Source organism: Enterococcus sp. AZ167 (genome assembly GCF_051714025.1).
GTDB lineage: Bacteria > Bacillota > Bacilli > Lactobacillales > Enterococcaceae > Enterococcus_D > Enterococcus_D casseliflavus.
Genome location: NZ_JBIORB010000003.1, coordinates 1 through 25551 on the forward strand (window position 1 = coordinate 1; position 25551 = coordinate 25551).

At 42.6% G+C, this 25551-nt stretch carries 25 protein-coding genes; 13 read left to right on the top strand and 12 right to left on the bottom strand.

What is annotated here, in order from left to right:
- From IGJ05_RS14105 to IGJ05_RS14145, 9 genes are all read left to right on the top strand, one after another.
- Nucleotides 1–460: carbohydrate ABC transporter permease (locus IGJ05_RS14105; protein ID WP_438725321.1), on the top strand; the 460-nt coding region annotated here is incomplete at its 5' end.
- Between the two features lie 9 nt (nucleotides 461–469).
- A complete protein-coding gene (locus tag IGJ05_RS14110; RefSeq protein ID WP_010748891.1) occupies nucleotides 470–1186 on the top strand; it encodes a hypothetical protein in 717 nt (238 codons plus the stop codon).
- A 27-nt stretch (nucleotides 1187–1213) separates the two neighbouring features.
- On the top strand, nucleotides 1214–2848 hold the full coding sequence (locus tag IGJ05_RS14115; RefSeq protein ID WP_081117106.1) for a glycoside hydrolase family 43 protein: 1635 nt from the start codon (nucleotides 1214–1216) through the stop codon (nucleotides 2846–2848).
- 613 nt (nucleotides 2849–3461) lie between these two features.
- Nucleotides 3462–4454 (top strand): ABC transporter permease, encoded by a 993-nt coding sequence (locus IGJ05_RS14120; protein WP_081117105.1) that lies wholly within the window; start codon nucleotides 3462–3464, stop codon nucleotides 4452–4454.
- Nucleotides 4455–4469: 15 nt separating this feature from the next.
- The gene (locus IGJ05_RS14125) at nucleotides 4470–5354 is read left to right on the top strand and encodes a carbohydrate ABC transporter permease (RefSeq protein WP_010748894.1); all 885 of its coding nucleotides are present in this window, start codon (nucleotides 4470–4472) and stop codon (nucleotides 5352–5354) included.
- A gap of 48 nt (nucleotides 5355–5402) precedes the next feature.
- On the top strand, nucleotides 5403–7010 hold the full coding sequence (locus tag IGJ05_RS14130) for an ABC transporter substrate-binding protein (RefSeq protein WP_266166161.1): 1608 nt from the start codon (nucleotides 5403–5405) through the stop codon (nucleotides 7008–7010).
- Entirely contained in the window at nucleotides 7011–8495 is a 1485-nt protein-coding gene (locus IGJ05_RS14135) for a glycoside hydrolase family 32 protein (protein WP_081117104.1), read from the top strand.
- A 176-nt stretch (nucleotides 8496–8671) separates the two neighbouring features.
- Complete coding sequence (locus tag IGJ05_RS14140; RefSeq protein WP_015510589.1) at nucleotides 8672–9664, top strand: LacI family DNA-binding transcriptional regulator; 993 nt, start codon at nucleotides 8672–8674, stop codon at nucleotides 9662–9664.
- A 51-nt stretch (nucleotides 9665–9715) separates the two neighbouring features.
- Entirely contained in the window at nucleotides 9716–10585 is an 870-nt protein-coding gene (locus IGJ05_RS14145; RefSeq protein ID WP_010748897.1) for an ROK family protein, read from the top strand.
- A 432-nt stretch (nucleotides 10586–11017) separates the two neighbouring features.
- Here the strand turns inward: IGJ05_RS14145 and IGJ05_RS14150 are convergent, their stop codons facing one another.
- The 11 genes from IGJ05_RS14150 to IGJ05_RS14200 all read right to left on the bottom strand — a co-directional run bounded on the left by IGJ05_RS14150 (nucleotide 11018) and on the right by IGJ05_RS14200 (nucleotide 19589).
- Nucleotides 11018–11557, bottom strand: coding sequence for a DUF1697 domain-containing protein (locus IGJ05_RS14150; RefSeq protein WP_010748898.1), 540 nt, complete (start codon nucleotides 11555–11557; stop codon nucleotides 11018–11020).
- Nucleotides 11558–11831: 274 nt separating this feature from the next.
- Nucleotides 11832–13223, bottom strand: coding sequence for an oxaloacetate decarboxylase subunit alpha (locus IGJ05_RS14155; protein WP_266166160.1), 1392 nt, complete (start codon nucleotides 13221–13223; stop codon nucleotides 11832–11834).
- On the bottom strand, nucleotides 13220–13762 hold the full coding sequence (gene citX, locus IGJ05_RS14160; RefSeq protein ID WP_017144445.1) for a citrate lyase holo-[acyl-carrier protein] synthase: 543 nt from the start codon (nucleotides 13760–13762) through the stop codon (nucleotides 13220–13222). Before citX ends, IGJ05_RS14155 begins: the two co-directional genes overlap by 4 nt.
- A complete protein-coding gene (citF, locus tag IGJ05_RS14165; protein WP_266166159.1) occupies nucleotides 13755–15287 on the bottom strand; it encodes a citrate lyase subunit alpha in 1533 nt (510 codons plus the stop codon). The genes citX and citF overlap by 8 nt, the downstream gene beginning before the upstream one ends.
- Nucleotides 15288–15289: 2 nt before the next feature.
- Nucleotides 15290–16177: a citrate (pro-3S)-lyase subunit beta gene (citE, locus tag IGJ05_RS14170; RefSeq protein WP_005230463.1), complete on the bottom strand. Its 888-nt coding sequence runs from the start codon at nucleotides 16175–16177 to the stop codon at nucleotides 15290–15292.
- The gene (gene citD / locus IGJ05_RS14175; RefSeq protein WP_266166158.1) at nucleotides 16165–16473 is read right to left on the bottom strand and encodes a citrate lyase acyl carrier protein; all 309 of its coding nucleotides are present in this window, start codon (nucleotides 16471–16473) and stop codon (nucleotides 16165–16167) included. Before citD ends, citE begins: the two co-directional genes overlap by 13 nt.
- A gap of 12 nt (nucleotides 16474–16485) precedes the next feature.
- Nucleotides 16486–17481: a [citrate (pro-3S)-lyase] ligase gene (citC, locus tag IGJ05_RS14180; protein WP_081117101.1), complete on the bottom strand. Its 996-nt coding sequence runs from the start codon at nucleotides 17479–17481 to the stop codon at nucleotides 16486–16488.
- Between the two features lie 12 nt (nucleotides 17482–17493).
- Entirely contained in the window at nucleotides 17494–17619 is a 126-nt protein-coding gene (locus IGJ05_RS14185) for an OadG-related small transporter subunit (RefSeq protein WP_008381833.1), read from the bottom strand.
- Between the two features lie 24 nt (nucleotides 17620–17643).
- Complete coding sequence (locus IGJ05_RS14190) at nucleotides 17644–18759, bottom strand: sodium ion-translocating decarboxylase subunit beta (RefSeq protein ID WP_010748903.1); 1116 nt, start codon at nucleotides 18757–18759, stop codon at nucleotides 17644–17646.
- Nucleotides 18760–18782: 23 nt separating this feature from the next.
- Nucleotides 18783–19196: an acetyl-CoA carboxylase biotin carboxyl carrier protein subunit gene (locus IGJ05_RS14195; protein WP_005230471.1), complete on the bottom strand. Its 414-nt coding sequence runs from the start codon at nucleotides 19194–19196 to the stop codon at nucleotides 18783–18785.
- Between the two features lie 9 nt (nucleotides 19197–19205).
- The gene (locus tag IGJ05_RS14200; protein WP_034696242.1) at nucleotides 19206–19589 is read right to left on the bottom strand and encodes a hypothetical protein; all 384 of its coding nucleotides are present in this window, start codon (nucleotides 19587–19589) and stop codon (nucleotides 19206–19208) included.
- A gap of 395 nt (nucleotides 19590–19984) precedes the next feature.
- Here IGJ05_RS14200 and IGJ05_RS14205 point away from each other — a divergent pair, with 395 nt between their 5' ends.
- From IGJ05_RS14205 to citG, 3 genes are all read left to right on the top strand, one after another.
- Nucleotides 19985–21331, top strand: coding sequence for a CitMHS family transporter (locus IGJ05_RS14205; RefSeq protein ID WP_010748906.1), 1347 nt, complete (start codon nucleotides 19985–19987; stop codon nucleotides 21329–21331).
- 116 nt (nucleotides 21332–21447) lie between these two features.
- On the top strand, nucleotides 21448–22143 hold the full coding sequence (locus tag IGJ05_RS14210) for a GntR family transcriptional regulator (RefSeq protein WP_317756350.1): 696 nt from the start codon (nucleotides 21448–21450) through the stop codon (nucleotides 22141–22143).
- Nucleotides 22136–22999 carry a triphosphoribosyl-dephospho-CoA synthase CitG gene (gene citG, locus IGJ05_RS14215; RefSeq protein ID WP_010748907.1) on the top strand — a complete coding sequence of 288 codons (864 nt, stop codon included), beginning with the start codon at nucleotides 22136–22138 and terminating at the stop codon, nucleotides 22997–22999. The genes IGJ05_RS14210 and citG overlap by 8 nt, the downstream gene beginning before the upstream one ends.
- Here the strand turns inward: citG and IGJ05_RS14220 are convergent.
- On the bottom strand, nucleotides 22976–23692 hold the full coding sequence (locus IGJ05_RS14220) for a response regulator transcription factor (RefSeq protein WP_005230498.1): 717 nt from the start codon (nucleotides 23690–23692) through the stop codon (nucleotides 22976–22978). The two genes, citG and IGJ05_RS14220, sit on opposite strands and share 24 nt — an antisense overlap.
- Before the next feature lie 53 nt (nucleotides 23693–23745).
- Between IGJ05_RS14220 and IGJ05_RS14225 the strand changes: the two genes are divergently transcribed.
- A complete protein-coding gene (locus tag IGJ05_RS14225) occupies nucleotides 23746–25551 on the top strand; it encodes an ATP-binding protein (protein WP_010748909.1) in 1806 nt (601 codons plus the stop codon).

The window sequence follows — 25551 nt, forward strand, 5'->3', positions numbered from 1 at the left end:
GTATCTCTTCTGGAATCGCTTGGATCTATTAGATACGTATGTTCCGTTACTGGCCAATTCATTTTTAGGACAAGAACCCTTCTTCGTGTTCATGATGATCCAGTTTATGCGTTCAATTCCACGGGATCTCGATGAAGCAGCGATCGTTGACGGTTGTTCTTCTTTCGGTGTTCTCTGGCGTGTCCTGATTCCGTCATTAAAACCTGCACTGATTTCTTGTGTGATTTTTCAATTCGTTTGGAGTTTCAGTGATTTCTTAGGTCCATTGATTTATATCACTTCACAAGACAAATTCCCAGTATCTCTTGCGTTGCGGCTCAACGTTGATCCATCTACTAATACCCCATGGAATCAAGTGTTTGCAATGTCGGTGATCTCATTGTTGCCAGCCATCATCTTATTCTTCAGCGCGCAAAAGTATTTTGTCGAAGGTGTCACAAGTTCGGGTATCAAAGGATAGGAGGTAAGTATGAATCCTTTCTTTCACGCTATTTCTGAGTGGACCGTTGCCATTGTCCACTCAGCCTATCGGCTTTTGGTTTATCAACTGTATTTCATCCTGTCGAATAGTTTACTCCTGATGCACTTGTTTTTTCTTCGATTGACTCTGAATAATATTGTCTTCTTTTGGGTACCCCTAGTATTTTTTATTGCAAGTCTGTCCGCTCAATTCGGCTTATTTAACAACCCAGAGCATTTATCGAATAGAAAGAACTATTCTCAGTACTATCGAGAATGCTTGAAGAAAAACTGGGGATTATATTTCTTGTATTCTCTGATTATTCTCTTGATTCTCTTTGGACTGAAAATACTGATATTATATCAACGATCTGTTATGTTTTTGCCATTTGTCCTTACGAGCTGTTTTTTATTAAGCAGTATGCTCTTTGTCTTACTGATCTCAAGCGATTCCCGCGTCACTCAAATCCCATTTAAGAAGAAAATAGAATGGTCATTGCTGATAAGCTACCGTTTGCCTTCAGTCACTGTTTATAATAGTGCATTTATTGGACTGTCGATCTTTTTGATGCAGTATTTTTCTTTGGCGTATCTTTGTTTTCTTAGTGGTGCAATCAATTACGGCGTGTATCGTAATTTGATTCGACGATTTTCACTTGATTTGTTTTTTGAGGAGTGGGGCAACAAGAGCGAACGGCTTGAAATGAATACTAATCAAAAACTGTAGCTTAATTTTAAAAAAAGAGGTGTTTCTATGAAAATAAAAAATCCTGTCTTATCCGGCTTTCACCCTGATCCGTCCATCATCCGAGTAGGAGATACGTACTATCTAGCTAATTCAACGTTCGAATGGTTCCCTGGGATTCGTTTGCACGAATCAAAAGACTTGGTCCATTGGAAACTGCTGGATGCTCCTCTCGATTCAGTAGAGATGCTAGACATGAAGGGAAATCCGTCGTCTGGTGGAATATGGGCACCAGACTTATCATATGCAGACAACAAATTTTGGTTGGTGTTTACCGACGTCAAAGTTGTGGATGGGGCATTTAAGGACATGACCAACTATTTGACTACCGCAACGAACATCCATGGACCGTGGACTACACCGATTCGATTGAATGGCGTTGGCTTTGATCCCTCTCTGTTTCATGATGAGGATGGCAGAAAATACCTCGTGCAACAGACGTGGGATCATCGAGAGTATAAAAATCCTTTCAATGGCATTACACTGACCGAATTTGATGTAGAAACCATGCAGTTGAAACCAGAAACTGCTCGAATGATTTATGAAGGAACGAATGTAGGATTAGTTGAAGGGCCGCATCTATACAAAATAAATGGGCGTTACTATTTATTTGTGGCAGAAGGTGGAACTGTCTTTACCCATCAAGAAGTCGTAGCTAGATCCTCTTCACTGGAAGCTGATTCGTTCGAAACCGATCCTCATGGTCCGTTTCTAACCAATTACGATACGCCTCATTCATACTTGCAAAAGCAAGGACATGGGGCACTTGTGTCTACTCCGTCAGGCGAATGGTACTATGCATCGCTATGTGCAAGACCCTTACATCGAGAAAACGAGTCGGTGACAAATCCTCGCGGATGGTCAACTTTAGGACGTGAGACCGCCATTCAAAAAGTTGAATGGGATTCTGAAGACTGGCCAAGAATCGTTGGTGGACATGGGGGACAAACAAGCGTGGAGGCACCTAAAGATGCAGTACCTACCGAAGTTTTGAGTAGCCGCTCTCATTATGATGACTTTAGTGAGAAGCAGCTAAATAAAAACTGGCAGACCCTTCGTGTACCAATTTCAGCAGAAATGGGCAATGTAGGCGATGGGAAACTAGAACTAATTGGAAAAGGAAGCTTAACAAATCGCCATGATCTTTCAATGATCGCACGCCGTTGGCAAACCTTTTATTTTGATACAATAACAAAAGTAAAATTTGATCCATTTTCTTACCAACAAATGGCAGGACTAACCAATTATTATAATGACCAACACTGGTCCTTCATTTTTATCACTTGGAATGAAGAAAATGGAAAAGTAATTGAAGTAGCTGAAAACAATCAAGGAACCTATACGTCCTACTTAAGAGAAAATGCGATTGCCATTCCAGATGATGTGGATTTTGTCTGGTTCAAAACAAAAGTCCGCAAGCAGACCTATAGATATGCCTACTCCTTTGATGGAGAAACATGGCAAGATTTACCAATCGAATTTGATTCTGCTATTCTCTCGGATGATTATGTATTACAAACTTGCGGCGGCTTCTTCACCGGAGCATTTGTCGGACTAGCAGCGGTTGATTATGCAGGCTATGACACAAAAGCTGTGTTTTGTGAATTTGATTATCGAGAGATGGATGAGGAAGGGCGCAGTTAATTATTATATTGATCTAGAGTAAACTCATTTTTTGTGAGTTTACTCTTTTTCGCTAATTTCTTTCAGTTGGCAGATGAAAAAGTGAATACCCTTAGGTGCTACACTTTTTTTTAATTTTGATTGGCGACCTTAGTTTTCCGATATTCCCCTAAAAAGCTCATCTAACAGCTCCTAACCTTATATACATTTACATATCTAACTCTTATCTTTTTGCTTTTAGTTAGTTAAAAAGCAAAAAATAAATGTGAATCCGAGCTATTTTTAAATAATTAACCAGATAATCTTCCGATTGGAACGATTAAATAGTGAATGATTGGTAGAAAAGAGATTAGAGGATGCGAGTTGTGATAAGTAAACTCATAAAAGAAGAATGCTAGAAAAGTAGAGAAAAAATAGGATTAATGAAATAATCGAGATCCTTATTTTATAACAATTTTCGAAAACCATAAATGAATTGAAGGAAGCTTAGTGTGGGTGAAAGAATAATTACAAAAAAATATTGACTTAAAAAAATGGCTATGGTAATCTATAAATGAAAATAGTGGGAACGTTTCCAAAAAAGTGACTTCGTTAAATTTTTATTTTTTTAAACAAAAATGGAAACGTTTCTAAAATGTATTGGGAGGAGATTGAATTGGAAAAGACATTGGGACCAGGTGGTGAGATAAGGGCGGTACAACGGGATAACAAAAATATCTCGAAGTGGAAAAAATTAAAGAAACAGTTGCGGCGTGATAAGTGGATGTACTTTTTGCTCTTACCCGGTATCATCATGACGTTTATCTTTAAGTATGTGCCAATGTACGGTGCTGTGATTGCATTTAAAGACTATAATCCTATGCTAGGAATTTTGGAAAGTCCTTGGGTAGGACTAGATCACTTTAGGGAATTTATCAGTTCACCAAATTTTACACTTTTGCTGAGCAACACATTAAAAATTAGCATTTATGGTTTATTGTTAGGTTTTTTTCCACCAATTATTTTAGCACTGAGCTTGAATCAAATTATCAATAAAAAAATAAAACAGAAAATCCAGTTGATTCTATATGCGCCGAATTTTATCTCAGTAGTTATTATCGTGGGGATGCTGTTTTTGTTCCTATCCGCAAATGGACCTATTAATGGGTTAGTAGAAAAGGTTACGGGGCAACCAATTATGTTCATGTCTAATCCAGCTTATTTCAGAACGATTTATATTTTATCTGGAATTTGGCAAGGAATCGGCTGGTCATCCATTCTTTACACCGCAACACTGGCGGGAGTCAGTACCGATTTATATGAGGCAGCAAATATCGATGGGGCAAATATTTTACAAAAGATTTGGCATATCGATTTGCCTGCATTGAGGCCTGTGATGGTGATCAGCTTCATCTTGGCCGCCGGCGGTATTATGAATGTAGGATATGAAAAAGCCTACTTGATGCAAACTTCAATGAACATCCCTGCCTCAGAAATCATTTCCACTTATGTATACAAAGTCGGCTTGCAATCAGGTGATTATGCCTACTCTGCTGCTGTTGGTCTGTTCAATATGATTATTAATGTCGTTTTATTACTGATTGTCAACAATATAACCAAGCGGCTAAACGATGGTCAAGGCTTGTAATGAAAGGAGAAAATTATGAATAGTGCTTTATCAAAAATCGACCGTCAAATCTTATGGTTGAATCGAGTGATTGTAACTTTTTTAGTCGTCATTACCATTGTTCCGCTGATTTATGTACTGGTAGCTTCTTTTATGGACCCAGCTACTTTGATCAATAAAGGTATAAGCTTCAATCCGAAAGATTGGACAATACAAGGATATCAACGGGTATTTGCAGATGATTCCATTTTACGCGGTTTCGTAAATTCGTTGTTTTACTCTTTTAGCTTCAGCTTATTGACTGTATTTATTACGATGATCACTGCGTATCCTTTATCTCGACCTAACTTGGCTGGGAAAAAGATTATTATGACTTTTTTTGTCATTACAATGTTCGTTGGTGGCGGCTTGATACCTACCTATTTATTGGTAAAGAACTTGGGCATGTTAGATAGTGTATGGGCGATTATCATACCAGGTGCTATAAATGTGTGGAATATTATCTTAGCGCGTACCTATTTTAGTGCTTTACCAAAAGAACTTTCTGAAGCTGCTACTATCGATGGCGCCAATGACTTGCAAATACTGTTCAAAGTCATGCTTCCATTAGCTAAACCAATTATGTTCGTATTGTTTTTATATGCCTTTGTTGGGCAATGGAACTCATATTTTGATGCCATGATCTATATCAAAGATCCCGACTTACAGCCGTTGCAACTCGTATTAAGAAATATTTTGATCCAAAACCAACCCTCACAAGACATGGTGGGAGCCAATACAGCCATGGCAGAAATGAAACAAATTGCTGAGTTGATCAAATACGCAACGATCGTCATTTCTAGTCTGCCATTAATCATAATGTATCCTTTCTTCCAAAAATATTTTGATAAAGGTGTTTTAGTTGGTTCTGTTAAAGGATAAGTATTGTTCACTATTTGTATGAATAAAAATTATAAAGGAGATTTTAAGATGAAAGCAAAATGGATGCTGCCAATCGTTTTTACTTCCGTACTAATTTTGGGGGCTTGTGGAGGCTCAAAAGAAAAGAGTACATCAAGCCCTGATTATGAACTAGAAAATGTCTCTTTTCCATTGAAAGAAAAAGTATCTTTAAAAATGATGTCTCAAAGTGCCCCTTTGGCTCCCAATGATCCTAATGACAAATTGATTTTCCAACGATTAGAAGAAGAGACCAATCTCCATATTGATTGGACAAACTACAGTAGTGATTTTGCCGAAAAAAGAAATTTGGATATCGCTAGTGGTGATTTACCAGATGCCATCTTCAACGCCGCTGCAGGTGACTATGATTTATTAAACTGGGCGGAAAGTGGTGTTATTGTACCGATTGAAGATTTGATCGAAGATTATATGCCAAATCTGAAGAAAATTTTTGATGAAACCCCCGAATACCGACAAATGTCTACTGCACCTGATGGTCACATTTACTCTATGCCTTGGATTGAAGAATTAGGCGAAGGAAAAGAGTCGATTCATACAGTAAATGGGATGGCTTGGATCAACAAGGAGTGGTTGGATAATTTAGGTCTTGAAATGCCGCAAACCACTGATCAGTTGATGACTGTGTTGGAGGCTTTCAAGACGCAAGATCCAAATGGTAATGGTGAAGCAGATGAAATTCCTTTTAGCTTTATTAACAATGGAGGAAACGAAGACTTAAAATTTTTAATGGGGGCATTCGGTCTAGGTGATAATGATGACCACTTAGTCGTTGATAACGATGGCCAGGTACAATTTACTGCTAACAAAGAAGGGTATAAAGAAGCCATCAAATATTTCAATGAAATGAATAATAAAGGTCTTATTGATAAAGAGGCTTTCGAACAAGATTGGAATACGTATGTTGCCAAAGGGAAAGAACATAAGTATGGCGTGTACTTTACTTGGGATAAAGCAAATATCACGGGTGCAGATGATAGTTATGACGTCTTGCCAGTCTTAGCGGGACCAGATGGAACGAAACACGTTACTCGTACGAATGGCATGGGTTTCTCAAGAGATCGTTTCGTAATTACTAGTGCGAATAAAAACTTGGAACTTACAGCTAGGTGGATAGATAAAATGTATGAACCGTTACAGTCTGTCCAAAATAACTGGGGAACCTACGGTGATGAAGCACAGGCGAATATTTTTGAATTAAAGGATGGTATGTTAAAACATTTGCCTTTAGAGGGGACAGCACCGGGGGAACTAAGACAAAAAACCGAAGCTGGAGGACCATTAGCAGTTCTTGATTCTTATTACGGCACAGTCACGACTATGCCAGATGATGCGAAGTGGCGTTTAGATTTGATGCATGACACGTATTTGCCATATATTACAGAAGACAATATCTATCCACGTGTCTTTTTAGAAAAAGAAGAAACAGATCGATTAGCAAAAATCGAAACGGATATGTGGGATTACATCTATCGCAAAAGAGCAGAGTGGATCACCGGCGGTAAAATCGATGAAGAATGGGAAGAATACCTTGCTGAATTGGAACGTGTAGGTTTGGAAGAATGGATTCAAATAAAACAAACTGGCTATGATAATTTTTTGAAGGGAGCACAATAAGTGTTAGTAGAAGAAACGGCGATTTTGGATAAAGCAAATCGATTTATTGAAATGATGCGAGGAAAAGTTAACCCTCAGTATCGACAAAACTATCATTTTTCCGCACCCATCGGGTGGATAAATGACCCCAATGGGTTTATATATTACAAAGGGCATTACCATCTCTTCTATCAATACTATCCTTACGATAGTCGATGGGGGCCCATGCATTGGGGACATGCGCGCAGTAGTGATTTGGTCCATTGGGAAGATCTACCAGTAGCGTTAGCCCCAGATCAACCTTATGACAGCGGCGGGTGTTTTTCAGGAAGTGCAATTGAAAGAGACGGAAAACTATATTTATTTTATACAGGCTGTCAAGAAATTGATGGTATTAGCCATCAGCATCAATGTTTGGCGGTCTCTGAAGATGGTATTCATTTTAGCAAATACAGTGGTAATCCTGTGGTAGCAGATAAACAATTAGGTGAAAATGGGTTGATACAAGAATTTCGTGACCCTAAAGTAATTGTTCACAACGATGCTTACTATATGGTAGTAGCTACTAAATCTGCACAGTCTACTGGTAGAATAGTGATGTTTCAATCATCAGACTTGTATACTTGGCACTTTTACTCTGTGTTACTAGAAGGGACTTCAGAGCAAGGAATAATGTGGGAATGTCCTGATTTATTCCATTTAGACGGACGAGATGTCTTAATCATGTCACCGATACAAATCAAGAAGAACGGACTGGAATATCATAATATCAGTTCTACCATGGCTTGTATTGGTGAGGTAGACTGGGAAACAGGTCAGATGATAGTTGATAATTTCCATGAAATGGATTTTGGAATGGATTTTTATGCACCACAAACAACAACAGATCCTAATGGCGGACGGGTGATGATTGCTTGGATGCAGATGTGGGATCGTACATTGCCTACACATGAGTTAGGCCATCTTTGGGCAGGCTCTATGAGTTTGCCCCGAGAGTTAAGAGTGAAAAAAAATCGATTGGTACAAAAACCCATCTCAACTGTATATAGTCATTTAGTTTATCAACAAGGCAGTGAAAATATCGCAGTGACTGACACATCAGTCGTATTTCGAAACGCACTGTCGGATTCTTCATATTTACATCTAGTCGCAGATTTGGAGAAAGCAGAAGTTTTTACAATTGAATTACTGCGGTCTAAGACGGATTGTCTCAAACTAGCCTATGACACTGCTACACAGGTTTTTGAATTGGATCGTCAGAAACTAGGAAGAGAGCTTACAGGGGCGGAAGAAGACCCTCTGAATGTCCGAAAAGTTGAAGTACCTTTGATTGATAATCAGCTCGTTCTTGAGATTTTTAGAGATACCTCATCAGTTGAAGTCTTTATTAATGGGTTAGAAGTTATGACGGCTACTTTCTATGAGCTGGAAAAAGCTCGAGATATCTTGTTTCATTCGATTGGAGAAAGTCGTATTCAAGCTTTTGAAACAGCGAGTGTGAAATAAATGTTTGATTGCTTAGGCGATGTATCAATTATTTAATAGGTTTTGAAGGATAATGTTTTTAGAAAAGAACAGATAGCTAGATTTCCCATGGTTTTGCTATTAGTATTTTGAAAAAATTAGTAATTTATGACAAAATTCATTATACTAAACTTGTGCAGAAATGTGAGGGATCAACTATGAAAGCAACAATGAAAGATGTCGCAAAATTAGCAGGTGTCGGAGTAGGAACTGTTTCCCGGGTATTGAATAACGGTTCTGTTAAAGCTTCTACTAGAGAAAAAGTTGAAGCAGCAATGACAGAGTTAAACTATCAACCAGATTTTTATGCCCGGGGGTTAAAGATGAAGCATACGAACACGGTTGCTTTGATTCTACCCACTGTATGGCATCCATTTTTTGGCGAATTTGCCTACCATGTAGAAACAGCATTAGAAAGACAAAACTACAAGCTTTATTTGTGTAACTCCAGTGGGAATAGTGAAAAAGAACAAGAATATATCCAGATGGTCAGTCAAAATAAAGTAGACGGCATCATTGGAATTACTTATTCAGATATCGATGAATACATTTCGAGTAATCTGCCTTTTGTTAGTATTGACCGTTATTTCACTGAAGAGGTGATTTATGTGACCGCTGACAATGCGGCCGGTGGACGTTTGGCTGCAAATGAACTTTATCGCCGAGGATGTCAGAATGTAGCATATATCGGTGGGTACCAAGAAACACCGAATGAAACGAAGAGTCGTCGAAAATATTTTGAGATTGAGTGCCGTCAATTGGGGATTTCCTATAAAGCGTTAGATATGTTAGAACCTTTAGACCATCTCTCAGAACGTGTAACAAATTTTTTGTTAGAGAATCCCGATATCGATGGTATTTTTACGATCAACGATCCAATGGCATTAGCTGTCATTGATATGCTTGAAAAAATAGGGAAAAACGTACCAGAGGATGTCCAAGTTATCGGATTTGATGGTCAAAAGATGACAGAAGGAGATCCTTATCTAGTCTCAACGATTGCCCAACCTACAAAGCAAATGGCGGAAGTGGCAGTGGCAAAATTAATTGCTGTCATTAATGGAGAGACAGTAGAAAAACGTACCGTATTGCCGATTGAATTTGGCGAAGGTGGCACAACGAAACCTTTAGTGAGAAACGATTTTGCTTAGTGCAAATACGTTTCTTTTTTTGAAAATGAGTGAATGAAAGGTGTAGATAAAATGTTATATGGTGGAATAGAAGCTGGTGGAACAAAGTTTGTCTGTGGGATTGGTAATGAACAATTACAAGTGATAGAACGGAAAAGCTTTCCAACCACAACACCAGAAGAAACGATGAAGCAAGTGTTTGATTTCTTTGATAAGTACAAAGGAAATATCGCATCAATTGGTGTAGGAGCATTTGGGCCTATTGATATTCAAATCGAATCAAGAACTTACGGATATATCACCAACACTCCGAAGGTAGCTTGGCAAAATTATCATTTTGTAGGAGCTTTGGAAAACGCCTTGTCGGTTCCCATCTATTGGACTACCGATGTAAATGCTGCTTGTTATGGAGAATATATGGCAGGTTATGGAAAAGGTAAAAATAGTGTTCTGTATTACACCGTTGGTACTGGTGTTGGTGGTGGTGCTGTAGTCGATGGAAAAATAGTCGCAGGTTTCAGTCATCCTGAAATGGGACATATGCTCTTACAACGTCATAATGAAGATCAATTTGAAGGGATCTGTCCTTTTCATCATGATTGTTTGGAAGGGTTAGCCTCAGGACCCGCGATTGAAAAACGCTTTGGAAGAAAAGCCCAAACCATTTCATTTGATCATCCTTATTGGGCGATTGAGGCAGATTATCTTGCTCAGTGTGTGTATAACACAACTTTACTATATGCACCGGAAGTAATAATTTTAGGTGGGGGTGTAATGAAACAGCCACAACTACTCGAGTTGATTCGCCAAGCGTTTAAAGAAAAAATGGGTTCCTATGTGGATACCCCTACTCTCGAAGAATACCTACTAACTCCAATGCTTGCTGACGATGCAGGTTTGATCGGCTGCTTAGCTTTAGCAATAAAGAAGTTGGAACAATAGCAGCATGTTAAAGAACGTGTGAGAGAGTTTTTATAGCAGTTAGGATAGATAAAAAGGTTAACTAAAATGTGAGCTAGAAAAAAGGATGGCTAATAATAGATGTTCATATGTATCTTTTTCGTAATCGAATGTTGCGAATAAGAATTTTTTCTTTCGTTCTATACTATTGTCTAGTTGCCTCAAATTGCTTCTTAATGCTTGGGTTTTGTTTTATCATAGATATTCAGTATAGAAATACACGATGTGAAAATCTATTATTCTTCTCGGTAGTTTATTGCTTCTAGTTGGGATGATTGCGTAGAAACTTAACGTCAGTTAAAGCGCGTCACGAATAGTAGTAACGAGAACTAATGAGACATTAGAATGTTATAAGAAACCCGTCAGAAGAGTCTGCCTGACGGGTTTTATAATTATTAGAAGGCTTGCTATTCCTCACAGCTCCGCAATCTTCCGTACGGTATTGATGGTCCGAATCGTAATCTGTTTACCGACGCTGGTGCCGGCTGTTTTTTTCCACCAATTGGTTTTTTGATAGTCTTTGCGGATGTAGGACCAGAAGACGACGTCTTTGTAAGGGAAAACCTGTTCAAGGTCGGCATTTGGAGCCCCGAGTTTTTCAGATAACACCTCGTAGGTCAGTGAAGGCATCAAAAAGATCAGGTTGTCATAGATGGTTTTATCTTCCGTTCCTGACCAGTCAGGTATATGGGTCAAGCGTTCCTGCAGCTCTGTTTGGCGAATGATATAAATAGCGATATCAAAGGAAAAGTCGTGTTTGACCATTGCTTTAATCATTTCGGCAAGGGCTTGTGGATCATACCCTTCACTGGAAAAAATCACATTGCCGCTATTCAAATAAGTGACCACATCTCTAAACCCTAGTTCTTCAAAACCGGCTTTCAATTCTTTCATAGAAATTTTGTTCTTTCCACCGACATTGATGCCTCTTAATAAAGCGATGTATCGTTGCATGGCTAGACCCTCCTTTAAAACGCTTCTTTTAGCTGATTATAGAATGGATGGAGCGGAAGCACAATCCTGGCTTCTCAGCTACCCAAAATACGTGAGCGAGAAGCGATTAATGCAAGCTTATTGGTGGAGTGGCTGTGGCGTACGTATTTTTGCACTGCTGATTAGTAAAAACGAAGAAACAGCCTATAGATGGTAATACCCCTCACAAATTTGCTAAAGCAAGCGAATTTGTGAGGGGCACTTTAAGTTGTTTTCTCTATTTCTGGTTTCATTGTTAATCCACCGCAATCTTCACAGACACTGTCTGTACGGGGACATCATAAAAGGGATCTTCTCGTCGGCCTAAAAAGTCTTGGGCTTGCTGAGGGAAGAGGGCGTACATCAGCACGTCTTCTTCGCTTTTGGCATACTCAGCGATTTCTTCCTTGAAGGCTGGCAATTGCGGTGCCAGTAGATCAGCTGGTCTGACAGTGATCACTTCAGCATCTCCGATAATTGTTTCTTTGATTTCGTCGCTGATGGGTGCTGGCGATTGTCCATAAAGTCCTTTGACGTAATCTTTGATCTCACTTGGGACAAGTTTGTAGCGTTCTCCTGAAATCACATTCATCAAGGCTTGAGTGCCGACCATTTGCGACAATGGGGTCACTAGCGGTGGATAGCCCAAGTCCGCTCTGACTTTTGGTACTTCTGCTAGGACTTCTTCATACTTGTCTTGCAATCCTTGTTCCGTCAATTGGCTGAGTAGGTTCGACAACATGCCGCCAGGTACTTGATAGATCAAGGTTTTGGGTTCGATGTCTTTGACTTTTGGATTCAGCAGCCCTTCTTCACGGAAACGATCACGAATGGGATTGAAATGTTCTGCAATCTCAGCGACTTTCTGCAAATCAAGTCCAGTAGCAAAGCCGCAATCTTCTAAGGCGATCGCCACAGATTCGGTCGCTGGCTGACTGGTGCCGCCAGCAAAAGAGGAGATGGCAGTATCAATGATGTCTGCGCCAGCTTCCGCAACTTTCAAGTAAGTCATCTCAGCAATGCCGCTGGTGGCATGGGTATGGACTTCCAGCGGCAGATCGACCGCGTCTTTGATTCGGCTGACCAACTCGTAGCCGGTTTGCGGCGTCAAAACGCCTGCCATATCTTTGATACAGATAGAATCTGCGCCGAGGTCTGCCATTTTGTTGGCAAGGTCAACGAAGTAATCCACGGTATGGATCTGGCTAGTAGTATAAGAGATCGCCGTTTGACAGTGTCCACCGGCTGCTTTTGTGGCACGGATGGCAGTTTCCAAATTGCGGACATCATTTAAAGCATCAAACAAACGAAGAATGTCGATGCCGTTTTCGACCGATTTGGTCACAAAGTCAGCAACGACGTCATCGGCATAGTTTTTGTAGCCTAAGAGATTTTGTCCCCGTAAGAGCATTTGCAGTTTGGTCTTTTTCACTTCTTTGCGGATTGCGCGCAATCTTTCCCATGGGTCTTCATTTAAAAAACGCAGGCAAGCATCGAAGGTCGCGCCGCCCCACATTTCAAGGGCATGATAGCCTGCTTGATCCATGGTTTTTAAAATCGGCAGCATATCGCTGGTAGGCATTCGCGTGGCGATCAGACTTTGTTGGCCGTCCCGCAAGACGGTTTCGGTAAATTGGATTTTTTTCATTCTTTCACTCTTTCCTGAATGATTTTACGGATCTGCTGCTGCATGTCTGCTACGCTATGGGTTCTAGAACGGCCACAAACTTTGGCGTCTTGTTCACAGATGTAGCAGCTTCTTGCAGGCAGTCCAATTTCGGTGCGGCTGATAGGTAAAAGCTGGTCTTGGGTTTTGGTTAAGACATCCAGATCCACCAACCGGCCGTAAGGATGATTGGTCTCAATCTGAACCATCATTCGTTTTAGTTCATAAGGATCTGTGGGCAGTACGAGATAATATTCTGGTCCGGTCTCCAAACTGCGGTAGAGGTTTGCCAGTGGAATTAGTTCCTTGACGACCTCTTCGATTTCCGTAATGAGTTCTTCAAAAACTGCGGTCAATGGGGCAGAATTTTTCACGGGACCAGGAATATTCATGGTGGCAACAAGTAATGCCGCTTTTTCATCTGCAGCGAGAAGCTCCCGTTGAAGGGAGCTTCTATTTTCTCGCGCCTGCAGCATGTCGGTTAGCGTCACAGGGGTTCCTGAAAATAGGGCATCAGACATTTTTGACCACATCAATGATCGTGCCATCGCGGTATTCGATCAAAGCGACGGTTTTTTCCCCGTACTTGATTGGTTCGGGTTGACCCACGATACTGTAGGCTTTTTCTTTTAGCTCTTCAATGGTGTATTGGGGAATATCCAATGCTTCAAAATGGCTGATCAGGTCTTTGCGAGCAGGATTGATGGCGATCCCGATTTCTGTGACAACGACATCAATGCTGGCGCCTGGCGTGACGATCGTGTTGACGGTATCGACGATCGTTGGGATCCGTCCCCGCACGAGAGGAGCGATCACTAAGCTCATTTTGCACGCCATACTGGTATCTGAGTGGCCGCCAGAAGCACCGCGGATCACACCGTCAGAACCGGTGATGACATTGATGTTGAAATTCGTGTCGACTTCCAATGCGGAAAGAATGGCGGTATCCAATTGATTGATAAACGCCCCTTTGCTTAACGGTGAGGCATACATATTGGCATCGATCTCGTAATGATTGGCGTTTTTCCCTAGCGATTGTGCGGAAGGATGATCGAAGTCTTGGACATCGATCAGTTTTTCCACTAATCCTTCTTCTAACAGTTCCACCATGGCATTGGTAATGCCGCCAAGGGCAAAGCTAGCTTTGATCTCATCTTTGATCATTGCTTCGCGTAAAAAACGAGAAACAGCTAATGCGGCACCACCTGTTCCAGTTTGGAAGGAGAAGCCTTGTTGGTAATAAGGCGAGCTGGTGATGACCTTGGCTGCATACTCAGCAATCAGCAATTCTTTTGGATTTTTGGTAAAGCGGGTCGCGCCTTTTGCGATCCCTGCAGGATCACCGATGGCGTCGACTTCCACGACATAATCGACATCCGTTTGGGGAATGCTGATTGGGGTATTTGGAAACGGCACAAGGGTGTCGGTGATGATCACGACTTGGTCGGCGTATTTTGCATCGACCATCGCATAGCCCAATGAGCCGCAGGTTGCTTTTCCGACAGTACCATTAGCATTGCCATACGCATCTGAGCTAGGCGCTCCTAAGAAAGCGACATCGATGTGGATATCGCCGGCGGCAATCGCACGAGCCCGACCGCCATGAGAACGGATAATGACTGGGGCATCCATAATGCCTTCGGAGATTGCGGCACCGACTTTGTCCCGCAGACCGCTGGAGGTGATATTGGTCACGACCCCAGATTTGATATGTCCGATCAATGGTTCATGGACATTGGCGATGGAACTAGGGGCAATCGCAAGATTCTTGATGCCCATTTTTGCGATCTCGTCCAAAACGAGATTCATGATAAAGTCCCCTTCGCGAAAATGATGGTGGAAGGAGATCGTCATGCCGTCCGTTAGCCCTGTTTTTTCAATGGCTTCACGAATACTGCCCACGACCTTGCTCTTGCCTGGCAGGACTGGCTCGATCTTGCGACTCGCTTCTTTGTAGGCATGGATATTGGCTGTTTCATTTTCAAAGACCCCGTATTGGTTGGCATAGCATTCAGGGATGTCTTTTCCTACTTTGTTTAACACCATAATTACACTTCCTCCTCGGTAATCAATTTCGCTGCTTTGGCAAGGGCGATCACGCGTTCCGCTCGCTCAACGATTGGTTTATCGACCATTTTGCCATTCAAGGAGATCACACCAGAGCCTTTGCTTTCGGCTTCGCGAATGGCCCAGATCACTTCTTTGGCCTGTTGGATCTCGGCTTTTGAAGGCGCATAGATCCCATTGACTAGGGGAATCTGCCGTGGATTGATCACTGATTTTCCGTCAAAACCAAGTTGCTTGATGCGAGTCGTTTCAGCAATAAAGCCATCTGTGTCATTGATATCAGAAAAGACGGTATCGATAGCGGCGATCCCCGCAGCTCTAGCTGCATGCAAGATCATACTGCGGGCAAACAACAATTCTTGCCCATCTGGGTAGCGACGGGTTTTCATATTGGTGACATAATCTTCTGCCCCTAAAGCGATCCCGATCAAACGATCGGAAGCTGTAGCGATGTCTCGGGCATTTAAAACGCCTTCGGCAGACTCGATGGCAGCCATCATTTTGGTGGTTCCCACAGGCAGATCGTTTTCTTCTTCTACTTGTGTGATCACAGCGGCAACGTCAATGATGTCTTGGGCGGTTTCGGTTTTCGGTAGACGAATGACGTTGACCCCCGCTAGGACCATCGCTTCGATATCAAGGGCACCCACCGTGTCGAGGCCGTTGATGCGTACGACGGTTTCGATGGCAGAATAGTCAAAGGTTTTTAAGGCAAAATGCACCAGTGTCCGAGCGGAGTCTTTTTCATTCAAGGAGACCGCATCTTCTAAATCAAACATAACGGAATCGGCGCCATACAATGGTGCATCCCGTAGCATGGCAGCATTGGCTCCTGGTACAAACATCATCGTTCTTCTTAAACGTTCCATGTGTCGATCTCCTTCCAAGCATACTGTTCTTGTTCGGCGGCCCGATGAACGGCGGTCAGAGTTCGGGCTTTGATGGCACAGTCCAATGCGCCTTTATCGGTGGCAGTGATTTTGGCCTGTGTCACGCCTAGATGGTTCAGCGTCTCAAGGATGACGGCGCGAATTTGTTTGCCGAATTGTTTTTCGACACTGCTATCGAGGGTCAGCTCGATGGTTTGGGTTGTGGTAGGCTCGATCGCGATTAAGATATCACTGGATTCAACAGAGCCAGCAACCGCACTTTTTTTGATTTCCACTTATTATCACCTCTAAATATAGTTATGCTGCATTAAAAATGAGAACGTTGTTTCTGGTAAAAATTGCTGCAAGGAAAGTAAATCTTTTTCTGCAATCGCTTTCCGGACTTTTGTAGCCGAAACGGTTGATTGGTTGATCTTCAGACGGTCGATCACGATCAGTTCAAGCTCGGGTGAAAAAACGGCAGCCATTGCCTCGTTGTAGAGTTGGGTCACGGGCGAGTAAGGCTCTGAGCCTACAAAACGCGTAGTGATCGTCAACAGCGGGGCAATTTTTTCTTTGAAGAGGGTTGCATCAAAGGCGGCTTGTTTTTTGGCGATCGCCTCAGGTGCTTGCTCTTTCAAGAAATAACTGGGAAAGACCGCCGAAGAGACGAGATAGTTGTTGGTCGTCAGCACCGTTACATTTGGCAGATGAGCCACACCATCCGTCACCATCTGCAGCCGTTCGCTGGCAGAAAATTGCGAGCGGTCTTCTGATAAAACGAACACATAAACCTGTTCTTTTTGACTCGCAGCCGTTTCGACTAAGTACAAATGTCCTTTAGTAAAAGGATTAGCGTTCATGACGATCGCGCCGTTGTTTTGTCCAATTCGCTGCCGTTGCAGCTGTTGGGCATAGCTTTCAAAAGAAGGAACGCCTTGTTCCATGAACAAGATGTCTTGTGCTGCCAGCACTTCACGAAACCCGAGGGATTCAAAAAACAGGCGGTTTTTCGGTGCTGTATAGACGAAGGACTTGGTGAAGCCTTCGTCTTTGATATGATCGCTAAGGTGCGAAATCAATTGCGTCAACAGCTGTTCGGAGCGTCTTTTTTCACAGACCACTACATACTTGATGATATTGGCATAGCAAGAAGCAGTAGCAATCAAGGTTTGCTGGTCAAAAATGCCAACGGTATAGGCTACCTCTTCACCGACGGCTAAGCCAGCACGGGTGATCAATTTTTGCCATTGCAAAAAGACTTCTGGATCTTTTTGCAGCCAGATTCTTTTCAGGGTATACATACAATGCCTTCTTTATTTTTTTACTGGGAAGAGCTTCGACAAAAGCAAGGATGCGAAGTAGATGATCAGGATCACGACAAAGACGCCGCCCCAACCGAATAACAACAATTCAAATGAAGTCAGTAAATCTTGACTCATAGTTTTCCTCTCCTTTCTAGTGACCTAAGCAATCAGTGCCAGCAGTAAGCCACCGGCGATGACCGAAGCAATCTGTCCTGAAACGTTGGCACCGGCTGCATGCATCAAAATAAAGTTTTGCGGATCTTCATCTGTCGCCATTTTTTGGATGACCCGACTAGACATTGGAAACGCAGAGATACCAGCGGCACCGATCATTGGATTGATTTTTTCTTTACGGAACAAGTTCAGCACTTTCGCAAACAACACGCCGCCGACCGAGTCCATCACGAAGGCAACCAGCCCTAAACCAATAACCATCAATGTATCGACTTGTAAGAATTCTTCATATTGCATTTTCACAGAAATTGATAAACCTAGGAGGATACTAATGATATTCACTAGTTCATTTTGAGCAGTGATGGACAAGCGATCCAAGACACCACATTCCCGCAAGAGATTCCCGAACATCAAAAATCCAACCAGTGGCAATGAAACAGGCGCAATCAACCCTGCTACGATCGAGATCACGATCGGGAACAAAATTTTGGCCGTTTGCGAAACTTCGCCGGCACGATACGACATACGAATTTTTCGTTCATGCTTGGTCGTCACTGCTTTGATGGCAACCGGTTGAATGATCGGTACTAGCGCCATGTAAGAGTAAGCTGCTACCATGATCGCACCCATATATTTCGAGTTCAGCGTATTTGCGACAAAAATCGAAGTCGGACCGTCAGCAGCGCCGATGATCCCGATGGAAGCTGCGTCGTTTAAATCAAAACCAAGCAACACGGCAACGATGATCGTAAAGAAGATCCCGAATTGCGCAGCAGCGCCAAACAACAAAAGAAATGGATTTTGCAGCAAGGGACCAAAATCGATCATCGCGCCAATCCCGATAAACAAAAGCAAGGGGAACAATTCAGTTGAGATCCCCATATCAAACAATACTTGGAACGGGCCAGCTTCTCCGCCAGCACTTAACACACCTGAGTTCGGGAAGTTCACTAACAACGTGCCCAATCCCATGGGTACTAATAAGGTCGGTTCATATTCTTTCTTGATCCCCAAATACATTAATAGACCACCGATGAACATCATAACGATCCGTCCCGGCTCCGATCCTAACCCGACTACACCTTCAATTAACGTTTCCACTACGTCACTTCCTTTTCAATAAATTAGCCGATCGTAATCAGCAGTTCTCCTGGGTTGACCATGTCGCCCGCATTGACTGCAATCGCAACCACGGTTCCTGCTTTTGGTGCCACGATCTCATTTTCCATCTTCATGGCTTCTAAAATCATCAACGACTGATTTTCTTGTACAGTATCACCTACATTGACCAAGAGACGTAAAATCGTTCCCGGCATCGGAGAATGAATCGGCTCGCCATCAGCAGGAAGCGTAGCTGGCGCTGGCTGCGGTGCTACTTCTGGTTCTGGTGTGCTGACTGCCTCTGGTTGAGCAGGTACCGCTGCGGGAGCCGGTGTTGGCACTGCTGGGGCAGGAGCGGTAGGTTGCGGCGCACCGATTTCTTCCATTTCGACAAGGTATTCTTGCCCATCGATCGCTATTTTAAATTTACGTAACATGTTTTTCCCTCACTTGTTTTCATTTTTTTTGGCTATTTTTTTGATTGTGAACTGAGAATCAGGCAGCTCTCCTGCGGCAATACTGGCAGCAATCAGGGCGACTCGCCTAAAATCAGGATTACGCTTCTCAATTCTTCGAATGACAAACTGACTTTCAGGGTAACATTCAGCCCCTAGTGCGGCGGCTATCAGACTGACTAATGGATAATCTTCTGCAGGCGCTGGCTGATAGCTCGACACTTCTTGCCAATCAGACGCGGGTGGATCCGTTATCATTTCCTGTGGCTTCAAAGGGGAGCTGACAGCCGCATCAGGTTCATCATGCGTTTTTTTGAACAATCTTTTAATAAGATTCATGGGTTTCTCCTTTCTCAATGATTCGTTCCCTTTCATTATAGAAACTCCCGTTCAATCAGCGAGATTTATTTCGGCTAAAAATTGTTTTTTCAGTGTTCCTTTTTTTAAAAAAGAGCGAAAAACCGAGATAAACGTTGATTTATCAAGGTTTTTATTGCGTTAATATTCTGTTAAGAACTTTTTAAACGAAAAATAAGATTTGAAAAGAGAAATTGTTTTTTTGCTGTTCTTTTTTTAAACGGGTCTTTTTTTCTATTTCTTGATTGTTTATTCTTAGACGTGTAAAGCATTCAATAACATTATTTCCTTTAATAAAAGAAAAAGATTCACAAACTAGTGACGCTTGTCGCTAACAAATTACGGGCCTGTAATTTTTTTAAAATGTTTTTTGATAACGCTTACACATTTCGATGCATGAAAGGAAGAAGAAAATGTTCTTAACGATTTTATCCTATGCTATGATTATTGTCTTCATGTTCGTCATCATGAAGAAAAAAATGTCACCCTTTACATCCTTAGTAATTATCCCATTACTATTTACCCTCGTTGCGATGGTTGCTGGTGTTTCAGAAAAAGGCAATATCGGTGATTTTGTCCTTGAGGGAATCTCCACCACAGCCAACACAGGGATCATGTTGCTGTTTGCGATTTTGTACTTTTCGATTATGTTGGATGCGGGATTGTTTGATCCAATCACGAAAAAAATGATTTATTTTGCTAAAGGCGATCCGATGAAAGTCTTGATGGCAACGGCAGTCGTTGCCGCTGCAGTCTCTTTGAACGGTGATGGAACGACCACGACCTTGATCTGTTGTTCTGCGTTTATTCCCATCTATAAGAAGTTGAATATGAAAATGATGAACCTTGGTGTCTTGATCATTTTGCAAAATACCATCATGAACTTGTTGCCATGGGGCGGACCAACTGCTCGGGCAATGGCCGTGCTGGAAGTCGATGCGGATATTCTTTCTTATCTGCTGCCAGGAATGATCTTGTCTTTGCTCTATGTGGTTTTCTTTGTGGCTCGCAGAATGGGGATCCAAGAACGGAAACGTTTAGGGGTTACCGAGCTGACGAATGATGAGATTTTAGAAATGACAACTGTGACTGATCCTGATACATTAGCGATCCGCCGTCCGAAAAACTTTGTCTTCAACGGTATCTTAACAATCGTCTTGATTGGCTGGTTAGTAGCAAGCTCCTTTATCTCTAGTATCGCTTTACCGCCAATCTTGTTATTCCTTGTAGGTACGTGTATTGCATTGATGGTCAACTACCCAATCTTGAAAGACCAGTCGTCACGGATCGGTGCCAACGGCGGCGACGCTGTGCAAGTCGTAATTTTAGTTTTTGCAGCAGGCGTCTTCATGGGCTTGTTCCAAGGCTCAGGGATGGCAACGGCTTTGGCGAATAGCTTCACGCAAATCATCCCTAAACAATTGGCTGGTTTCTGGGGATTAGTCATTGCCCTGATTTCTGCACCTGGGACCTTCTTTATTTCCAATGACGGATTTTACTTTGGGGTCCTGCCAGTCTTAGCAGAAGCAGGTCGTTCGTATGGTTTTACCAATATGCAGATGGCCTTGGCGTCCTTAATGGGCCAAGCGTTCCACTTGTTAAGTCCATTGGTTGCCTTCATCTACTTGCTGTTGCGCTTGACGGGCTTAGATATGGGGCAATGGCAAAAAGAAGCGGCGAAATACGCACTGGGGATTTTCGTGATCTTCGTCGTTACGATCGTGCTATTAGGTCACATGCCGTTTTATATTCCACAGTAATTTCATACAGAAACTATCGAGCAGGCTGCCATTTTGCTCGGTAGTTTTCCTTGTTTATCGATAAACTTATTTTTTCCCAAAAATCTCATTTGTTTTTAGTATGATAGGAGTAAATCATGAATCCAATTATTGATGCAGTAAATAAAAATCTGGATCTGACCAAAAATAAACCATTAAAAGATTTGATCTATGAAGCATTCAAAAAAACCATCATTTTAGGAGATATTCCCGCAGGCTCTCGCATCAATGAGAAAGAATTTTCCGATACGCTAAATATCAGCCGAACCCCGATTCGTTACGCCATGACTCAGCTCGTGGCTGAAAAACTGGTGGAGCATGTGCCAAAAATCGGCATCGTCGTAAAAGGGATCAGTATCAAAGATGCTTATGAGATTTACGATATCCGCAAATCATTGGATACGTTAGCGACCATCAAAGCGATGGACTTGATGACTGAGGAAGATTTCCAGGAGATGCGCTGCTTGTTAGAACATGGCGAACAGCTGAATCGTGAGGATGATGTGGATGGGGTCTTGAAAAACTTTTCGGACTTCAATGCGTTTATTTACGAAAAAAGTCAAATGCTGCGGTTAAAAAGTATCGTGCTAGATCTGCAAGCGTACCTCGTGTATTTTCGTGACATTGCGATTCGCTCTTCTAGAAGAAGGGATGCGGCATTGACGGAACATTGGCTGATTTATCGCGGCATGAGAACCAATGACACGGAACAGATCACGTTGTTGACCCATGAACATTTGGATCACTCCCTGCAATTTATTCTTGCTGAAATGGAGCGAAGAAAAATTGACTGATTCCCGTCTTTTTATCGCCAGCAGCTATGCAGTCAATGCGCTGCATTATGAGGTAGCGTTAGCACCCAAGCCTGGTTTAGTAGATCCTTGCTCCTCTGGTGCGCATCAGGACATGAATGTGTTTACCTTTATCAACAGTATCACTTGTTTGGCGCCTTTTTTTCAGCGCTATAGCCAAGCGGGCTTTGCCCATACAGGCTCGCTGATCCAGCTGTTTGACCAGTTACGTGGGATCGGTCAAGAAGCAGAAACAGCGATGCTTCGGGCAACCAAAGGCATCAATACCCACAAAGGGGCGAACTTTTCCTTTGCAGTTTTGTTGGGGGCGACAGGAGTCTATTATCAACAAAATGGCAAGGCGGAGCTGATGGCTGAAGATACCAATCAGATCCTGCAGCTTGCCGCTGATATCTGCCAGCATTTGGTCAAGCAAGACCTGCAGCAAATCACCCACAAAGACCAATTGTCTTATGGGGAAAAAAATTATTTGACCTACGGCACGATGGGGATTCGTGGAGAAGCTGCAGCTGGGTATCCAACGGTCAAAAAACTGCTGGAGTACTTGCGGCAGCAACCGCAAAAAACCTCCGTTTCCTTGTTGCGCGGGTTAGTCTATCTAATGAGTGAAACCGAAGACAGCAACCTCGTCCATCGAGGAGGTTACGAGGCGATGAAGACGGTACAGCAGGAGATGCAAAAAATTCACCAAGCCAATCTGTCAGATACAGACTTGCTTCGTGAATTAACGATCTATGATCAAGTATTGATTGCACGCCATTTGAGTCCCGGCGGCTCGGCGGATCTTTTAGCCTTGGCGCTTTATTTCTTGCAGCTAGAAGGCGTCTCCTTCTGGTAAAAAGGTATAGCCGATCCCCCAAACGGTTTTTAAAAAGCGGGCGTGCTTCGGCTCATCTTCAATTTTGTTTCGCAGATGATTGATAAAAACCATCACGGTATTGGCATCGAATTGGCCATCTTGCCAGACATTGCTGTAAATCTGTTCTTTCGAGAACACTTGATCTGGATTTTCCATGAAAAAGCGCATCAGCATGATTTCTTTTGAAGACAACTTGATGGGCTGATCATTTTTGAAAAACTGATAGCGTTTTTGGTCAAAACGAAACATGCCGCTGCACAGATCGCCTTCCGGTTTGGCGATCCCTTTTTCTCGCAGCACGTTGCGGCGATCAAGAATCGAAACGATTTGTGCTTTTAAGAGTGCCGGTGAAAAAGGCTTCGTAATGTAGTGATCGGCGCCAATCTCATAGCCGTTGATCATGTCTTTTTCGTCACTTTTTCCGCTCAAAAAAACGATCGGCACCGTGGGGTTTTCTTCCCGAATCAGTTGTGCCAAATGATAGCCGTCATTTTCATGCTCTAAACTGATATCCAGTAAAAAAAGATCAAAGCTGACACGAGAGTTGATCGCAATCGTTTTTTCAACGGAATCGGTCTGGTAGATCAAAATACCCGTCGACTGTAAAGATTTCCAAATCAGCCGCCGAATGGCAGGGTCATCATCAACGATTAAAATTTTTTCATCTCGCAAAATATCCGCCTCCTGTATCAATAGTATTATAGTAAATATGAAAGGGGTTTATAATGAAACCGCCATCAAAGTTTTGGCTGTATTTAAGTGTGGTCGCTACCTTATTCATTACACTGATTGGACTTATTTTTACCTTTACAAGTTATAAAAGCGCACAAAGACAAGCTGAAACCGTCGGGTTGCGGCAGTTGGAAACGGTCAATCAAGCGGCGATCAAGCTGATCAGCCGCAGTATCGAATCGTACCACATGGCTCTTACCAATTATGCCGATGACCACCTCGAAGGCGCCGCCTTGGCTGATTTGCAGCGCCCCTTAACGTTACCAGTGATCAATTCTGCGAACAATGCCATGGTCGGATTGTTTTTGATCGACCAACAAGGTCAGGTCATCGCCCAAAATACCGCAACGGCGGTCAATAAACCAGAAGACCCGCCGGTGCAAGAATTGTTATTCAAAGACCCATCCTTAGACAAAGTATTGGCAGGACGGCAGGTACAAAATGGGCAAGTCTATTTTGATGGCAAGCAGGCCTATCTAAATGTGTATCAGTCCTTAACCCTTGACGACAAAGAAGCGATTCTTGTGATGCCTTTGAATCTACAGCGCATGTACCATCATGAATTTACCACCGATCGCAATGTCTCCGGCTATACGATGGTCAAAAACGCCGAGATGCGGATCGTTATGCACCCATCGGACGAACAAATTGGTTTTTCCATCGTTGAAAGCCGCAAAAAAGAATTTCCAGAGCTGGATTTCACCGATCTTGAGCGCTTGGAGCAAGAACAAATCGACAATGAAGCAGGCACCTCCGTCTATTATTCTTATTGGTGGAACGAAGAAACACTGCAAAAAGTGCTGAAATTGGCTGCTTATCAATGGATCACCATCGGCGACAGTCGGCTGATCGTCGCTAGCAATGCCGATTTTTTGGAGCAAAGCGGTCTCTTTTTACAAGACAACTTAATTTTGATCGGCCTACTAGGTTTGTTGTTTGTCATTATGATTTTATTGACGATCCTGATCAAAAACTACATGAAACGCAATCAAGCCTATGTCGAAAACCAAGCATTGAAAGAACGACAACGGCTGTTAAAAGAAAAGCACGAGATCGAAAAAAACATTTTGCAAGAATCAAAACTGGAAACCATTGGCTTATTAACGACCTCGATCGTCCATGACCTAAACAACTTTTTGACGCCCATGATTGGTCATCTACAATTACTGATCGAGGAAAACCAACACGATGAAGTCTTGGTGGAGGACTTGCAAGAAGTCTGCAAAGCAGCAGAAAAAGGCAAAGAGTTATCTAGCAATGTGCTGCGTTTTTCGAAACTCGAAAGTGCCGATAAAACTGTGCAGTCGATCGCTACTACCTTGACAGAAGCCATCGATACTATGCGTGCGCTGCTGCCAAAAGCCTTTTCCCTTACGTATGATATCCAAGAAGTAGGATATGCCGTCTACGAGAAGATCGATCTGCAAGTCATCATTTACAATTTGTTGATGAATGTGTACCAAGCAAATGCCGATTGCAGCATTCGCTTGAGCCGCACTTCGACAGAAAGCGCCACCTTTCTGTTTCGTAAGCAAGCTTTCTCCGCGCAACAGGAGTTTGCTTTGATCGAAATCGCCGACAACGGTCCCGGCATACCAGAAGCGATCCAAGAAAAAATCTTTACCCGCTTTTTCACGACCAAGAGTGCCACTGGCGGTACTGGTCTAGGACTCTTCACTGTCTCTTCGATCGTGGAAAAAAACGATTGGCTGATTGATGTTACAAGTACGCCTAAAGGAACCACCTTTTATATTGGTATCCCTCTAACTGATCCCGAAAAAGCCGCTGAAACCAACTGA

What these genes read in the sequence shown, in the direction of transcription:
- IGJ05_RS14110 (WP_010748891.1), top strand. Translation starts at nt 470, where the DNA reads ATGAATCCTTTCTTTCACGCTATTTCTGAGTGGACCGTTGCCATTGTC.
- IGJ05_RS14115 (WP_081117106.1), top strand. Translation starts at nt 1,214, where the DNA reads ATGAAAATAAAAAATCCTGTCTTATCCGGCTTTCACCCTGATCCGTCC.
- IGJ05_RS14120 (WP_081117105.1), top strand. Translation starts at nt 3,462, where the DNA reads ATGTATTGGGAGGAGATTGAATTGGAAAAGACATTGGGACCAGGTGGT.
- IGJ05_RS14125 (WP_010748894.1), top strand. Translation starts at nt 4,470, where the DNA reads ATGAATAGTGCTTTATCAAAAATCGACCGTCAAATCTTATGGTTGAAT.
- IGJ05_RS14130 (WP_266166161.1), top strand. Translation starts at nt 5,403, where the DNA reads ATGAAAGCAAAATGGATGCTGCCAATCGTTTTTACTTCCGTACTAATT.
- IGJ05_RS14140 (WP_015510589.1), top strand. Translation starts at nt 8,672, where the DNA reads ATGAAAGCAACAATGAAAGATGTCGCAAAATTAGCAGGTGTCGGAGTA.
- IGJ05_RS14145 (WP_010748897.1), top strand. Translation starts at nt 9,716, where the DNA reads ATGTTATATGGTGGAATAGAAGCTGGTGGAACAAAGTTTGTCTGTGGG.
- IGJ05_RS14150 (WP_010748898.1), bottom strand. Translation starts at nt 11,557, where the DNA reads ATGCAACGATACATCGCTTTATTAAGAGGCATCAATGTCGGTGGAAAG.
- IGJ05_RS14155 (WP_266166160.1), bottom strand. Translation starts at nt 13,223, where the DNA reads ATGAAAAAAATCCAATTTACCGAAACCGTCTTGCGGGACGGCCAACAA.
- citX (WP_017144445.1), bottom strand. Translation starts at nt 13,762, where the DNA reads ATGTCTGATGCCCTATTTTCAGGAACCCCTGTGACGCTAACCGACATG.
- citF (WP_266166159.1), bottom strand. Translation starts at nt 15,287, where the DNA reads ATGGTGTTAAACAAAGTAGGAAAAGACATCCCTGAATGCTATGCCAAC.
- citE (WP_005230463.1), bottom strand. Translation starts at nt 16,177, where the DNA reads ATGGAACGTTTAAGAAGAACGATGATGTTTGTACCAGGAGCCAATGCT.
- citC (WP_081117101.1), bottom strand. Translation starts at nt 17,481, where the DNA reads ATGTATACCCTGAAAAGAATCTGGCTGCAAAAAGATCCAGAAGTCTTT.
- IGJ05_RS14185 (WP_008381833.1), bottom strand. Translation starts at nt 17,619, where the DNA reads ATGAGTCAAGATTTACTGACTTCATTTGAATTGTTGTTATTCGGTTGG.
- IGJ05_RS14195 (WP_005230471.1), bottom strand. Translation starts at nt 19,196, where the DNA reads ATGTTACGTAAATTTAAAATAGCGATCGATGGGCAAGAATACCTTGTC.
- IGJ05_RS14200 (WP_034696242.1), bottom strand. Translation starts at nt 19,589, where the DNA reads ATGAAAGGGAACGAATCATTGAGAAAGGAGAAACCCATGAATCTTATT.
- IGJ05_RS14205 (WP_010748906.1), top strand. Translation starts at nt 19,985, where the DNA reads ATGTTCTTAACGATTTTATCCTATGCTATGATTATTGTCTTCATGTTC.
- IGJ05_RS14210 (WP_317756350.1), top strand. Translation starts at nt 21,448, where the DNA reads ATGAATCCAATTATTGATGCAGTAAATAAAAATCTGGATCTGACCAAA.
- IGJ05_RS14225 (WP_010748909.1), top strand. Translation starts at nt 23,746, where the DNA reads ATGAAACCGCCATCAAAGTTTTGGCTGTATTTAAGTGTGGTCGCTACC.